Consider the following 14897-nt stretch of genomic DNA (forward strand, 5'->3'; position numbering starts at 1 on the left):
ACTACCACATCACCACGCGTACTGTGACATCCTGCCCGTTCAGCGAGACCACGCGCAGCGCAGTGACCGAGGCGTCGTTGTTTGTCGGTGGGTTCCCACCAGTAGTGAGTACCGTCCCACAACTACCACTGGCTGCAACGAGTTCCTCAGTTGCTCCGTCCCAGCACAGAATTTCGTCGGCGGCTGGTGTCCCCGTCGCGTTCCCCCGGATTGTGACGTTAACGTTCTCCCGAACCGGGTCGAGCCCGACCCGTTCCTCCGTACTCCCACCGGAGTCGTAGCCACATCCTGACGGTGGTGCGTTCCCAGCGAAGAACTCCCGAGTACAGTGTTCGTCTAGAACGTACGGCTGCTGTGGCGAGCCGAGCATCCCCATTGTGAGCCCATCAGCCACTCTGTCGGTCGTGACTGTCTCCTCCTGAACCCCCGCAGAAAACGGCGACAACAGCCCAGGAATGAACAGGAAAATGAAAATTACAACGCTCAAAAAAAGGCTCATACCGATTGCGAAATCCAGTGTCGTCTGCCCGCGCCGGCACTCTTTGCTCCGGAGTGACGCGCCGACAAGCCGGTTATTAGACTGCGTCTCGTTTCTCCTACGGTTCATAAGCCTGATTCACTAAACTGAGATTACTGTAGGGATGGTATCAGGCGTTATAACCATTGTGGCCGTACTGTAACTCCGATTACCGGATTTGTGCACTCTCTGGTAGGCGGACACATTACCGGTTTGAATCGAGACCGTGGGGCCGGTTCTCTATGTCCCCGTGCTTCGATGGGTTTAAGCAATCCCATCGGAAAGCAGTCATTGCACGCGAGGGCTCGTAGATCAGGGGTAGATCACTCCCTTGGCATGGGAGAGGCCCCGGGTTCAAATCCCGGCGAGTCCATCCTAATTTTACCGTCGTAAGCAGGGAACTGCTATCTGAATAGCAGCCTTGTCCGTCTGGAGCTGATACCCGGGATTGTGTCGGCTCTAGTTCGACCATCGCAGCCACGGTTTAGTTTTAGCGCCGAATCGATAGTGTATTACAAATATAATATAATGTGAAGAGTCAGCTACCTCCGCCGGAGGCAACGCTGCTTCCGGATTGAGAACCTATAGATCAAGACTGGTAGCCTATGGTAGATGTTTCATTAAAATAATGTGGAACAGTACATTTATGTGTAATAGTTGGTATGTAATTGAGTATGTTCGAGTGGGGCAGCCGGGGGGCTGGAGACCGGGGTGTATCGCACGTTCTTGGTGTGGTGTTGTTGGCAAGCGTAGTTATCGTCGGTGCCGTGCTGATCGTGCAAGTGGGCCAGCAGACTATCGGGGATGTCAACGACGACGCGAACGTCGAGCTTGCTGAGGAAGTGATGCTGTCGGTTGACCAGAGCTTCCAGCGGTCGAACACCGACGAATCAGTCGAGATCCCCGACCGAGTGCGGTCAGACGTTGGCGTGTCGAACAAGGCGACGTACAATCTGACGCTGAACGGACGCCCGGCCTGTTCGACGGGGAACCGCTCGTTGCAGACGATGCGGTATCAGAAAAACGGACAGCAGGTCGGTTACCAAGGCGGGGGCGTGTGGCGGATGACCGACTCGGGTGCGACGATGTCGTCGCCGCCAGCGGTGAACTACGACGAAGGGGCGCTGTCGGTATCCTTTGCGAACATCTCGGGACAGCAGATCGAGGGGGGGTCGGTTTCGATCCAGTCGAACGCGACGGCCAAGCGGTCACACCAGGCGGCACTGCAGATGGCCCTGTTCACCGACGTGTCTTACGAGGACGCGCGAAGCGGTTCGATTTCGTCACCCAGTTATGAGTGCATTCCGTCGCAGGTCGCCAACGCGACGTTGATTATCGAGAACAGCAGCTACGCTCGCGCATGGGCGGACTGGGCACGGAGCTCCTACGATGACAAGTATGTCAACGTGACGCCAGACACAGTTGATCGCGGCGAAACCGTCCGTATCCGCTTTGCACTCGGTGATGTGTCGAACTCGAAGTTCGCCGTCGAGAATATAACTGTGAAGCCGGACCCATCGGATCCCAGCAACGCAACCGTTTCGGCGACTGTTACCAACACTGGCGGACTGAAGGACACACAACGCATCACGTTGAAGCACAACCGTTCGGGGAGTCCGAGCGCGGTGACACAGACGGTGACGCTTGGCGGTGGCGAAGCTACCACTGTGACCGACACGGTCGATGTCTCTGCAGCGAAACCACACAACTTCACTGTTGAGTCAGATCACGATACGGCCGCCGAGACCATCGAGTATACGAGCGTTCCCGGTACCCCATCGTTGGATATCACCGGCAACTCGATTCCGGCCAGAGCCAGATTGAATCAGGTCCCCACGGCGACAGTCACGGTCACGAATAGCGGAGAGATGACCGCGGATCAGGCGGTCGTATTCCTCGTCAACGGGTCCGTAAATGCGACGCGTAATGTGATGGTCGATCCGGGCCAGAGTCGGACCATCGACTTCGGCCCGTCGATGCCGACCCACGAGAACGGAACGTACGAACTGGGAGTCGAGACGAACGACGACACGTACTCGCAATACAGCGACGACGGGCACTACTTCGTTGTCGGCGACGCAGGTGTCTTCGAAATAGCGTCCGTTTCGCCGCCGGGCGGGCTGGAGAGTGGTGATACGGCGACCGTTGAGGCGACAATCGAAAACACCGGCGACATTCGGAAATCTGCCCCTGTTGAGGTACGTATCGAGAACGCCTCGACGGGGAGTGTCATCACGTCACAGACGACGAGCCTTACTCTCGATGGGACACGACGGGGGGTTGAGTCGGGGACCGCATCGGTCACCAGTAGCCCGATAACGGTCGCTTCGCCACAGCACTACACCTACGTTGTGGATACCCCGGACGCCACCCAATCGGGGTCCTTCGTCGTCGGTGCATCGCCGCCGCCGCTGTTCGAAATCACTACCGCGGACGTGCGAAACCCAGTCGCACCGGGCAACCAGACGAGCGTCGAGTTCACCGTCACGAACACCGGTGGAACCGAAGGGAAGCAGACGCTGCGCGTGAAGCGCAACGGCACGGCCATGGTGACAGAGACCGAACAGCTCGACCCCGGCGAGAGTGTGACGCTCAATCGGACGGTTACCGCGCCTTCCGAACCCGGGAAATACCCGGTGACGTTCTCGACGGCGAACCGTTCGCGGTGGTTGACACTGAACGTCCAACCGGACTCACTGGTCGAGGGCAACGGCTCGACGATCACCATCAAGCAGTCTGTCAACGCCTCGGTCTCGCTAAAGGGGGCGGATCTAGAAGGGATGTGGGAGTCACACATAATTCACGCGCCAGTGCAGATGTCGCTGTACGTTAGGAACGAGTCCGGAACACAATCGATTGGGCTCTGGCGGGAGTACAACAACGGCGATGTCAACGGTCCGCACGCGGAGCAGCGCCTTGTCTCCGACGAGCACGGGAACCCGTACCAGTACTCCAACTCGTTCGAACCCGGAACGGAAATTTCAGTCTTCGCAAAGTCCTATGGCTGCGACAGGTATGCCTATACTTCTCCTTCTATTGAGTTGGCTGGCTATGACACGATGTACTGTAATGACTGGGACCGCTACGACACTACCACCGTCAGTCAGACAGAGAACCCGCAGAACCTCGTCATCCTGAATGACGGGGACGAACTCCCGGCGTTCGAACAGGCACAGTGGTACCAGCGAGACATCCGGGACACGCTCGGAAGCCGCGTGAACGACACGGGGTACCTCCAACTGGGCGACGGCGAGCGTGCGTTCCTCTACGAACTCTCGAAACAGAACGCGGACCCGGCGAACGCTGGGGACGAAGGCGACCCGGACTACAACGACGCCGTCGTGCTGTTCACGGTCAACGCAATCGAGAAGGACGTCCAAACCGGCCCGAAATACCGGATCATCGACGTCGAAGCGCCGGCACGGGTCGACGAGACGAGCGACGCGGATGTGACGGCCGAAGTACGGAACGTGGGCGACAGCCCCGGAACGACAACCCTCGAAACCACGTTCGACGGGTCGGTGGTCGATAGCAAGTCAGCGCGGATCGAACCGGGCGAGACGACGACGGTCTCGTTCGAACTGGATACCGATAGCAAAGCGGCGGAGCAGTCCTACCAGTACGACGTGGCTCTCACCGACACTGACGAGCGCTGGCGCGGGAACATCTACGTCGGAGAACTGGACGCGCAGTTCATGCAAGTCGACTCGGCCCGAGCGCCGAGAGTCATCGACAGCGACGACACCGCGACGGCAACCGTCAACGTCACCAACGTCGGTGGGAAGGGTGGAACGGACACGGTTGTCCTCCGAGCGAAAAACACGGACGATCCCAGCCCGTCGTTCACCACCGTCGACTCGGAGACCATGTCGACGATACTCACCCCTGGCGACACGCGGCAGTTTACGCTCGATATGCCCACCAGCCGCGGCAACTACACCTACTACGTCGAAACGTCGAACTCCACGTCCCCGGAACAGTCGTTCTTCGTGGGGCAATCGAACTTCGTCGTCAACGACACGCAGTCAGTCAACATCGGCGCGGAGACCTACAACACCTCGGGGCTTATCGAACGCCGCGGCGGCGCGCAACGGATGACCGTCGAGGTGCAAAACAACGGAACTGTCGGCGACGAGCGGGAAGTGAGCCTCACCATCAAAAACAAAAGCGACGGGTCGACCGTTTTCGCCGGCTCCAAGATGGTCACTGCCGGGAGCGGAGATTTGACCAATACCGATCCGTACCCGGCGTGGGCGGGCTACGATGTCGATCTCGACCCCGGCTACTACACCTACGAGGTGACTGTGTACGACGAGACAGCTAGCGGCACCGAGGCCGATACCGCAACAGGCGAAATATACCTCAAGAACGTCGACGAAACCGGTGCAACTGGCAACGACTCGCCAATTACGGTTGACTCTGACACGGTGACACTCGGCGGCTAAGCGGTCGTAGCGGCACTGTTTTTTGCAGTCGCTTTTCGTCGCCGACGTTTCACAGGGAGGGCAGCACGACGACTTCCGAGGGAGTCGACCGTTAGCGATGTCTCTCACCGGGTGTGCGGAAAGAAAAACTGAGCTGTGTGGTGACCGAATTAGCCGAAGAGTTCGCCGAGGCCTTCGCCGCTTGCCTCGTCGTCCTCGTCGTCATCGTCGTCGCCGCCGTCGTCGGCAGCCTCTTCTTCGGCTTCTTCCTCGGCCTCGTCGGACTCGTCAGCGTCACCCTCTGCGGGTGCGGCCGCGCCGCCGCTTGCCGGCACCGGTGCCGCAGCGGCCTGGTCGACGGCCTCCTCGATGTCGACGTCCTCGAGGGCGGCGACGAGGGCCTTGACGCGGGACTCCTCGACGTCGACGCCAGCGGCGTCGAGCACGTCTGTGAGGTTGTCTTCGTTGATTTCTTCGCCCGATTCGTTCAGGATGAGTGCAGCGTATACGTATTCCATTGTTGTCGTGTGAGTTGTTAGAACATCTCTCCGAGTGCGTCGCCGGCGTCGCCGTCATCGTCGTCCTCGTCGGCCTCTTCGGCCGCGTCGGAATCGGCGTCCGCCTCGTCCTCGGATGCGGTGTCCTCGTCTTGGTCGTCAGTCGGTTCTTCGGTGGTCGCGTTGGCCTCGACGCCCTGGAGTTCCTCCGGGAGCGCCTCTTCGTCGTCGATCTGCGAGGCGAGCGCACGGACCTGTGCGTCAGCCTTGCTCACGAGGTCAGGCACGACTTCGGGGTCCTCGATGGCCGCCTGGAGCGCGAGGCTCTTGGCGTTGCCACGAGCGGACTGGAGCATCGTCGGGGCCGTCGTCGCGGTCGGGTAATCGGCGTTGACCGAGAGATTGAACGCTCGGCCGGCAGCCGCCTGGATGTCGCTCCGGTACTCGTCGACGTCGAGTTCCAGTTCCTCGGGTTCGAACAGCACGCCGTCGGCGAAGACGGCGCGAAGGTCGAGACCGACCTCCTTCGGTTCGATACCGAGTTCGTTCAGCACGTTCGCGAGTTCCTGGGAGACTTCCTCGCCGGTGTCAAGCACCGTCGAGTCAGACAGGACCTGAATGGAGCCTTCCTGGATGCGTGCGTCGGCACCCACGCTCTGGAGTTCGCCGACGAACGGACCGGGGTCGACGCCCGTGTCGCCTTCCGGAATCACGATGTCGTTCGGGGCCACCTCGCCGGCACCGATGGGTGCGGGCGTCTTGGAGGCCTCGAGTTCCTGAAACAGCGAGAACGGGTTATCGTCGGTCCCGATGAGCCCGACCTGCCCGGTGATGTAGCTGTTGAGGTCTTCGAGTCCGTCGTCGACTTCGTCGAGCGCACGCTCGAGCAGCGTGTTCCGGGAGACGCGAAGTTCGGCGGTCCCGTGCAGGTCACGTCGCATGTCCTGCAGCTGTCGTGACGGAATCCCGGCGATGTTGACGACGCCGACGCTCTCGTAGGACTCGATCATCTCTACGATGGCGTCGACCTCTTCCTGCTTCCACTCGGGAATGGTCTCGGTCTTGCGTTCGGATTCGGCGCTCATATCAGGCCACCTCCATCGCAGGCCCCATCGTCGTCTTCACGTAGACGCTGTCGATGTTGAGCGGGCCCTTCTCGAGGTCCGCGTGCAGACGGCGGAGGATAACGTCGATGTTGTCCGAGATATCTTCGGCGGACATGTCCTCCGCGCCGACCCGCGTGTGGAACGTTCGCCGTTCCCCGCTGCGGAGCTGCACGGTGTTTTTCATGCGTTCGATGACCTCGACGACGTCGTCGTCGGGGTCGAGCGGTTCCGGCATCTTCCCACGCGGACCGAGGACGGTCCCGAGGTAGCGACCGATGTCCTGCATCAGATCCTTCTCCGCGATGAAGAAGTCAGTGTCATCGGCGAGGTCCTTGGCGGCGTCGTCGTCGCCACCCAGTTCCTCGAGTTCGTCCTCGTCGAGTACGTCGTCTGCGACTTCCTCGGCACGGAGGGCGGTTTCGCCCTCGGCGAAGACCACGATAGTGGTCTCCTGGCCGGTGCCAGCAGGAAGCACGACGGACTCGTCGACGCGGTTCGACGGGTCGTTAAGATCTAAGTCGCGCAGGTTCACAGCGAGGTCGACCGTTTCGCGGAAGTTCCGCTCAGGTGCGTCCTCGAGTGCGCGCGAGACTGCGTTCTCTATTTCCTGATCTGCCATTGTTCACCTCCGTAGTACGCCAATCGGCTTCTACGGGTCAGTGAAACAGGCGGATGCCTGTCTCGTGCGGGTAGACGCCAATGCGACACTTAAACCCGTCGAACCAGCCCAAGGACCGCTGACGGGCGTGTTTCCGGTTCTCAGGGTCCGGCCGTCAATCGGGGTCCCGCCGACAGTGCAGTGGCTCAACAGCGTCGAAAGCAAGGGAAAACACACGCCAGTCGCACAGCAGTCCGACTTACGCTTGTGCTTCGGCCGCGAACACGTCGTCGTACTCGCCCGCGTCGATGCGTTCCTTGAACTCGCGTGGGTTTTCGCCTTCGATGGTGACACCGAGGGAGGTGCACGTCCCGACGACCTCCTTCGCGGCGTTCTTCAGGTCGTAGGAGAGCAGGTCGGGATGCTTCTGCTCGGCGATCTGTTTGACCTGGTCGACGGAGAGGTCAGCGACGAAGTCCTCTTGCGGTTCGCCGCTGCCGGTCTCGAAGCCGGCCTCGTCCTTGATGAGTTCGGCCGTCGGCGGGACACCGACCTCGATCTCGAAGGAGCCGTCGTCGTCGTACTCGACGGTCACGGGGACTTCGGTGCCGTCGAACGCTGCCGTCTGGTCGTTGATCTCCTGTACGACTGCCTGCACGTCCACCGGTGTCGGGCCGAGTTCCGGACCGAGTGGCGGGCCAGGGTTGGCCTCTCCACCGGGAACGAGGACTTCGATAGTTCCAGCCATACATAGTGGAATCCTCGCGGCGGTTTAAAGGATTGCGTTTCACGGATCGCCCCGTGAGGGCTCCACACGCACGAACGCTCACCGTTTGGAACCTATCGACAGAACGGCCAGCGCGACAAAGAATAAAATCGCCGCCAACTCAGGCGAACGTCACGCCGTGCCGCGCGAGGAAATCGCTCGCATCTTTGATTTCGACCGGGGAGCCGAGTATCCGGACCTGTTCACCTTCGTGGTGAACGCTCACGGTGAACCGCTGTTCTAACTCCTCGCGGATGCCGTCGAGCGCACCGACTGGCAGCAGTATCTGCGTGCTGTCGCGGAACCGACTCGCCGCTCCCATTATCGACACATGACGGAGGGTAGCCTATAGGTGTGTCGAATTACATGAGTGTCGTTTGTCCATTCTGAACGGCAGGACGACAACGTTCACACGGACCGAGGGGGGAGCGTCGGCAAGGGAGGAAAGCCTTATTCGGTGCGAGGGGCCGACATACACCTAATGGGGCTCGAAGAGGAGATTCAGGAACTCGAAGACGAAATCGCCAGCACTCCCTACAACAAGTCTACAGAGGCCCATATCGGTCGGCTGAAGTCCAAGCTCGCGGAAAAAAAGGAGAAGCTCGAACAGCAGGCCTCTTCTGGCGGCGGCGGTGGCTACGGCGTCGAGAAGCACGGCGACGCGACCGTCGCGCTCGTCGGGTTCCCCAGCGTCGGGAAGTCGACGCTACTGAACGCCCTCACCAACGCCGAGTCCGAGACCGGAGCCTACGAGTTCACGACGCTCGATGTGTATCCCGGGATGCTCAAGTACAAGGGGGCGAACATCCAGATACTCGACGTTCCCGGACTCATCGAGGGCGCTGCCGGCGGCCGCGGTGGCGGCAAGGAAGTGCTATCCGTCGTGCGGACCGCGGACCTCATCGTCTTTCTCATCTCCGTCTTCGAGATCGACCAGTACGACCGACTCAGCGAAGAGCTGTACAAGAACAAGATCCGACTCGACCAGGATCCGCCGTGGGTCAACGTCCGGAAAAAGGGCAAGGACGGGATTTCAGTCAACACGGCCTCCGGCGTCGAACTCGACGACGAGACGGTCAAAGCCGTCCTGCGCGAGCACGGCTACGTCAACGCCGACGTGACCATCGGCGAACAGATCGACATCGACCAGCTCATCGACGGCGTGATGGACAATCGCGTCTACCTGCCCTCCCTCGTCGCCGTCAACAAGGCCGACCTCATCGAGCCCGACTACCTGCCCAAAGTCGAAGACGAACTCCGGGAGCGGGACATCGATCCCGACGAGGCAATCTTCATCAGCGCCGAGGAGGAGAAAGGGCTCGACAGCCTCAAAGAGCGCATCTGGGAGGAACTCGGCCTTATCCGGATCTACATGGACAAGCCGGGCCGGGGTGTCGACCGCGAGGAACCGCTGATACTCCGCGAGGGCGACACCGTCGACGACGCTTGCGAGAAACTCGGCGGGAGCTTCGACGAGCGGTTCCGCTTCGCCCGCGTGACCGGCCCGAGTGCCAAGCACGACGAACAGCAGGTCGGGCGCGACCACGAACTCGCGGACGAGGACATCTTACGCATTGTCGCCAACCGCTAGTGATCGTCGCGCGCCGGCCTCCGCGTGCACGCGAGTAATAATCCGCCGTCGGCAGCTCACTCGGCCGCCGGAATTACGCATGGGGAAAGTAGATGCGTTCATGCGTGTGGAACCCCGCAACCAGATATGGACCGCGGTCCCCGACGCCGTCTTATCGCCGTCGTCGTTGCCGGCCTCGTCCCCTGGACAGTGGTGCTGATCGGGGCGGAACTGACGCTCGTTTTCTCGTTTGGGCTGTTCAACACGAACCCGCCAGAGCTGCTCTCGGTCTACAGCTACTTCGTCCGGTTTACCGGCGTACTCCCGCAGTTTATCGAATCGTGGGGTTCGGGCGTCCTGCTGTATGCCTTTGCCCTGGCCAGCGCCGTTGCCGGTGTTGTCTGGCGCGAGGACGTTCGGCTCACCGCCCTCGCCCTCGCAGGTGCGGGCCTGTCCCAGATTCCCGTGGTTCTGGGATTCAACAGGCGACTCAACTACGTGGCTGTCCCGGTCGGTTCCATCGTCCTGCTCGCCGTCGCCTGGTGGTACTACCTGCCGGCCATCCGGGCCGACACAGCGACGAAGTGACCCGCGGTATCGAATCCGGACGGAACCACCTGTGGCGGTAGCCTTTTCGCTCGCTCGCACCATGTGCCGTGTATGTGGTCACTCGATCATACGATGATGCGCGTCGAAGACTTGGACGCGTCGCTGGACTGGTACACGACACACCTTGACTACGAAGAGAAGGGCCGCTGGGAGGCCGACACCTTCACAAACGTCTTCCTCGGTCCGGAGGGCGTGCACGAGGAGGGTGCGCTGCTCGAACTGACGTATAACCACGACGGACGCTCGTACACGATGGGCGACGCGTGGGGACACATCGCCGTCCGCTGTGATGACGTGTACGAGGCCTACGACGAACTGATGGACGCCGGCGTCGAGGACTACCGCGACCCGGACTCCTGTGGCGGCTCCTATGCTTTCGTCACAGATCCAGACGGCCACGAGATCGAGATCGTCGAGCGAGACCACGGCGCGAAGTGGTCGCTCGACCACACCATGATCCGCGTCGAGGACGCCGAGCAGGCTATCGGCTGGTATACCCGAAAGCTCGACTACGACCTGTTCCGCCGCGAGGAGTTCGACGACTTCGCGCTGTACTTCCTCAAGCCCGAGGACGCCCCCGACGAGGCGATGTCGGTCGAGCTCACCTACAACTACGACGGCCGGTCCTACGAACTCGGCGACGCTTGGGGACACCTCGCGGTCCGCACCGACGACCTTCATCGCGCGTGGGAGACGCTGATGGACCGTCACGCCGAGGACTACCGCGACCCCGAGAGCTGCGACGACCGCTATGCGTTCACCAAAGACCCAGACGGCCGCGAAATCGAAGTTGTGACGAACTGAGGGCACTTATCCGTAGTAACCGCCGAACTCGCTATCTCTTTACACAGGTAGCGATACTTCTGGGAAGTGGCTCCTGAGCCAACAGTCCTACCTTCGGGAAGTCTAGCGTCTCAAGCCAGCGACAGCATCCTCGTTATGTAAATCCCTGGCGTCAGACGGACGAATGACAATCGCATGTTATGAGGCGCAGGCTACTTTTATCGCTCTCTCGTCGCCGTTGACGGCAGTTTTGGATTATAGATGTTCATGACATCTGCATGTCCTAACCACAAAACATTTATAATAGACAGCTAACGTTACGACTGTACCCCTACCCATGGCGCCAGAAGTGAGTACACCGGTCCGGTCTACATGTGGTCACGGTGACCGCGTTCCGACCACGTGGAAAACTGCTGGGGTCGCCCGATAGCAAACACAAACTATGACAGGAAACTCAGACAAGATCCGCAGCCTGGTCCTCACGGCGCTGATGGTCTTCTCGGTATTCGCCGGGACCATCGCGTTCTCCGGTGGCGCAGCAGCCGCCGCGAACGTCAGCGTCGAACAGGCAGTGGAGTATAATGATGGAACAGTCGAATTGGCACTGAACGGTTCAACTGGTAGTTCAGTCGTTAGAGGAAATATCGATGTCTATGTTGACGGGAACGAGAACCCGGGCAATTACAATGTCACATCAGTTGACGGGACTGACGACGGGACTACTGGACGCCTCGAATTTAGTCTTGATCAGGACGTCCAGCCGAACCGGAACCTGACTATCAAAGTCACAGATCTCAGCGGCGGTGACGGTACAGTCATCGCTGAAGACATCGATGTGACGTCACAAACCTACACCACATCTGGTGGCTACAGCGGCGACAACAATGTCTTCCGTGGTGAGGTCATCGCCGTCGAAGACCCTAACGCTGACGACACCGACGACGATCCGAATATCGAGGTCGAAGAAGACGATGGCGGCGTTGTCACGTCTGACACGTACACCGACAACAGCCAAGTGTACACCGTCGATACAAGCGACCTCGACACTGGTCAGTCGTACAACATCTCGGTTGGCGGTGTGAAAGAAGAGTCCTTCACGCTGAGTAGCCTCGACCTAGAAGTGAACATCGACGATGATGTCGGCGACGGTGCCAACATCGACGAGGATGACACTCTCGCGGTCAACGTCTCGACGAACCGTGGTGGCGAGCCGGCTAACGCGACGCTGTTCAACGACGACGATGATAAGGTTGCCACGCAGATAAAGAACCTGCAGGGTAACAACAACGTCGTGTTCGACTTCGGCAACCAGAGCGCCGACGACAGCCCGTACTACGTCCGCGTGACGGACAACCAGACCGGCGTCACCGCCGAATCCGACCAGATCAACGTCTCCGAGTCTGATGAAGGCGAAGCAAGCTTCGAGAGCTCGACCGTTCAAGACGAAATCGGTGACGTGGTCAACATCACGGTCCAGGTCGACAACACCGAAGACGCCGTCATCAACGTTGGCGACGAGGAAGACGACAACTACTACATCCAGGGCCAGCTTGAGGACGACGACGGTGACGGCGAGGTCACTGTCCAGTTCAACAGCTACACCGCTGGCGACCACAGTAACAGTACCGTCCTCAGCGTTCCTGGTGATGACGATATTGACGTTCTCGAAGAGGGCGGCGATTACACGAGAAGCGGTCTGAGCGACGGCACACTCGAAACCGGCTCGTACTCGATGAACGTGACTGCGGGGACCTCCCCGGACGTCACCAGTCCTGACTCGGTCGGGACGCTCCGCCTCAACGAGAATTCCGTTGAGAGTATCCAGACGTGGACTGCACCGAGCGACGCCGATATCGACGACGAAGATATCGATATCTACGACCGCATCGGTGAGAACCTCACGCAGTCGGACAACATCGCAGTTGAAGACGTTGTCGTCCACCAGATTCAGGCGTCCGGTATCGAAGGTGCCCTCGAATACGAAGAGGAAGACAACGGCGCCGGTAGTACGACAGCAGCGTTCAGCCAGGCTGTTGACACTGACGGTAGCACCAGTAACGGCACCGGTACCGCTGGTCTGACCCTCTACCTCAACCGGACTGACGTCGGTGCAAACGCGGATGCCGACCCCGTTAACTTCGGCGTGGGTGATCCACTCACTGTTGTTGAGGACGCAGACAACAACACCTACTTCGTCGCTGTCGATACAAGCGACGTCGAGTTCACCGACTCCGGTGACCAGCTCACCGATGAAGAGGACACCCAACTCAACGCCACCTTCGCGGTCAAGGAAGGCGGCCCGATTACCGACGACGGTTCAAGTACCACCGCACTCTACAGCACGTCCGAGCGCGACGCAACCCTGAATCTCGATGAGGACGGGTTCGTCACGGTCTCAGCCGCTGCAGGACAAGAAGTGAGCGGTACGACGAACGTCGCGCCTGGCTCCGAGTTCGAAGTCGAGATGGAGTCTGAGAGCGACGCGAACCCGTTCGTCCTCCGTCCAGAAGCCACCGTCGGTCCCAACGGCACGTACACTGCCACGGCCGACTTCAGCGACTACTCCGCTGGAACGAACTTCACCGTCCAGACGCTGGACGTTGACGGTGATGAGGACTTCAGTGACGAGGAAGACGGCCGGATCGTCGAAGCCGAGACGGCCACTGTGAGCATCAGTGATCAGGAATCCGACGGTAGCGAAGTCGTCGTCGACAGCGCGCAGCTGTCCGACGGTGGCTTCATCGTCATCCACGACGGCTCCCTTCTCGAGGGTGAAGTCGCGGGTAGCGTCGTCGGGAACTCCGAGTACCTCGAGGCAGGCAGCCACGAGGACGTCACGATCACGCTCGACGAGCCGATGGACGAGAACTTCACGGCCATCGCGATGCCGCACCTCGACACCAACGGCAACGAAGCGTACGACTTCCCGGACGCTGACGGTCCGTACACCGAGAACGGTTCTGCCGTGACGGCCAGTGCGAACGTGACCGTCTCCGCCGAGCCGCCGGAAACCGAAACGGAACCGCCGGAAACCGAAACGGAACCGCCGGAAACCGAAACGGAACCGCCGGAAACCGAAACGGAACCGATGGACACCGAGACTGAAGCCACGACCACGGCAGCGGAAGGTCCCGGCTTCACGGCAGCCATCGCGCTCATCGCGCTCATCGCTGCTGCGCTCCTCGCCGTCCGACGCGACAACTAACCGGATAACTCCGGTCCCTGAACATCGTTCTTTCTTTCGCGCGCACGTCAGCAGTGCCAACAGTTCGCAGAAAGAGCACCACACCAACTCGGTGCTCGTTGCCGGAGTACTACTCCGTTCGTTTCTGAACAGCTAGTTGCTGGTCGTCAGTCGTGACTGGGTCACAGTCAAACGCTGGAGCGACGCGGTAGTAATCCAGCACCTGCCGGACATCCCCCTCAATTTCCGTCGGTGTGAGGTCGGCTTCGGCAATCGTCTCCTTCTGCTGTTCGTAGATCGCTCGTGCCGACGACGTCGGTGGGATACGAGCAGTGCCTGTTTCGCTCGTCGTGTATCGTCGATCCACCTGCGTTTCGTAGCGGTTCCGGTTGATAACCCACTGTGCCCCATCGGCGTGTGTTTCCACGACGACGGTCGGGAACTTCGTGATGTCCCGGTCGCCTGCAGCGTCGAGGATCAGATCGTACAGTTCCCGAGAGAGGCTCGTTTGGAGAACGTTCCGAGCGTCAAAGTCGACTTGGTCCAAGAGTTCGGCGTTCACATCCGCGAACGTCTCTGCGGCCGCCCTCTCTTCTCCTTCGAGATAGAACACGTCGGTGAACTTCCCTGGATTGTTGGTCTGGGTTAACCCCGCTGTCCCCGTGACCTGAATCGCCCGTACCTTGGCCCGTTCTTCGAAGTTCAACTCTGCACGAGAGACGCCGGTCTGTGGCGACTCCTGAAGCTTATCGTACAACTGCGTCATCTCTTATGTCCCTCGTTCAGAATTCAGTTGTATATTACTTACTTACCAATTATCGATGGCTGGGCTTGGTTCCCGTT

Annotated in this window: 12 protein-coding genes and 1 tRNA gene; 6 read left to right on the forward strand and 7 right to left on the reverse strand. The window is 60.1% G+C overall.

Going from position 1 to position 14897, the window contains the following annotated elements; translation table 11 throughout:
* Position 1: 1 nt before the first annotated feature.
* Positions 2-607: a DUF7287 family protein gene (locus tag ACOZ4H_RS07730; protein WP_424328728.1), complete on the reverse strand. Its 606-nt coding sequence runs from the start codon at positions 605-607 to the stop codon at positions 2-4.
* 211 nt (positions 608-818) lie between these two features.
* Here ACOZ4H_RS07730 and ACOZ4H_RS07735 point away from each other — a divergent pair.
* Together ACOZ4H_RS07735 and ACOZ4H_RS07740 are read left to right on the forward strand one after the other, a co-directional pair.
* Positions 819-890: transfer RNA gene (locus tag ACOZ4H_RS07735), tRNA-Ala, on the forward strand.
* 301 nt (positions 891-1191) lie between these two features.
* Entirely contained in the window at positions 1192-4962 is a 3771-nt protein-coding gene (locus ACOZ4H_RS07740) for a DUF7289 family protein (RefSeq protein WP_424328729.1), read from the forward strand.
* 149 nt (positions 4963-5111) lie between these two features.
* On the opposite strand, the gene rpl12p is transcribed toward ACOZ4H_RS07740, so the two are convergent.
* The 5 genes from rpl12p to ACOZ4H_RS07765 all read right to left on the reverse strand — a co-directional run bounded on the left by rpl12p (position 5112) and on the right by ACOZ4H_RS07765 (position 8230).
* Complete coding sequence (gene rpl12p, locus ACOZ4H_RS07745; RefSeq protein WP_424328730.1) at positions 5112-5459, reverse strand: 50S ribosomal protein P1; 348 nt, start codon at positions 5457-5459, stop codon at positions 5112-5114.
* A 17-nt stretch (positions 5460-5476) separates the two neighbouring features.
* The gene (locus tag ACOZ4H_RS07750) at positions 5477-6523 is read right to left on the reverse strand and encodes a 50S ribosomal protein L10 (protein ID WP_424328731.1); all 1047 of its coding nucleotides are present in this window, start codon (positions 6521-6523) and stop codon (positions 5477-5479) included.
* A 1-nt stretch (position 6524) separates the two neighbouring features.
* The gene (locus ACOZ4H_RS07755; RefSeq protein WP_008313127.1) at positions 6525-7163 is read right to left on the reverse strand and encodes a 50S ribosomal protein L1; all 639 of its coding nucleotides are present in this window, start codon (positions 7161-7163) and stop codon (positions 6525-6527) included.
* Between the two features lie 238 nt (positions 7164-7401).
* Positions 7402-7890 (reverse strand): 50S ribosomal protein L11, encoded by a 489-nt coding sequence (locus ACOZ4H_RS07760; RefSeq protein WP_004591731.1) that lies wholly within the window; start codon positions 7888-7890, stop codon positions 7402-7404.
* A 139-nt stretch (positions 7891-8029) separates the two neighbouring features.
* The gene (locus tag ACOZ4H_RS07765; protein ID WP_424328732.1) at positions 8030-8230 is read right to left on the reverse strand and encodes a hypothetical protein; all 201 of its coding nucleotides are present in this window, start codon (positions 8228-8230) and stop codon (positions 8030-8032) included.
* 159 nt (positions 8231-8389) lie between these two features.
* On the opposite strand from ACOZ4H_RS07765, the gene ACOZ4H_RS07770 reads away from it, so the two are divergent.
* The 4 genes from ACOZ4H_RS07770 (at position 8390) to ACOZ4H_RS07785 (ending at position 14075) form a co-directional block, all read left to right on the forward strand.
* Positions 8390-9499 (forward strand): OBG GTPase family GTP-binding protein, encoded by a 1110-nt coding sequence (locus ACOZ4H_RS07770; RefSeq protein WP_424328733.1) that lies wholly within the window; start codon positions 8390-8392, stop codon positions 9497-9499.
* Between the two features lie 126 nt (positions 9500-9625).
* Positions 9626-10066, forward strand: coding sequence for a TIGR04206 family protein (locus ACOZ4H_RS07775; RefSeq protein WP_424328734.1), 441 nt, complete (start codon positions 9626-9628; stop codon positions 10064-10066).
* Between the two features lie 72 nt (positions 10067-10138).
* A complete protein-coding gene (locus ACOZ4H_RS07780) occupies positions 10139-10891 on the forward strand; it encodes a VOC family protein (protein ID WP_424328735.1) in 753 nt (250 codons plus the stop codon).
* Between the two features lie 421 nt (positions 10892-11312).
* Positions 11313-14075: a DUF7282 domain-containing protein gene (locus ACOZ4H_RS07785; RefSeq protein ID WP_424328736.1), complete on the forward strand. Its 2763-nt coding sequence runs from the start codon at positions 11313-11315 to the stop codon at positions 14073-14075.
* Between the two features lie 109 nt (positions 14076-14184).
* Here ACOZ4H_RS07785 and ACOZ4H_RS07790 read toward each other — a convergent pair whose 3' ends face one another.
* The gene (locus ACOZ4H_RS07790; protein WP_424328737.1) at positions 14185-14820 is read right to left on the reverse strand and encodes a hypothetical protein; all 636 of its coding nucleotides are present in this window, start codon (positions 14818-14820) and stop codon (positions 14185-14187) included.
* Between the last annotated feature and the right edge of the window lie 77 nt (positions 14821-14897).

Origin of the sequence: Haloarcula amylolytica, from assembly GCF_049705545.1 — an archaeon.
Classification (GTDB): Archaea; Halobacteriota; Halobacteria; order Halobacteriales; family Haloarculaceae; genus Haloarcula; species Haloarcula amylolytica_B.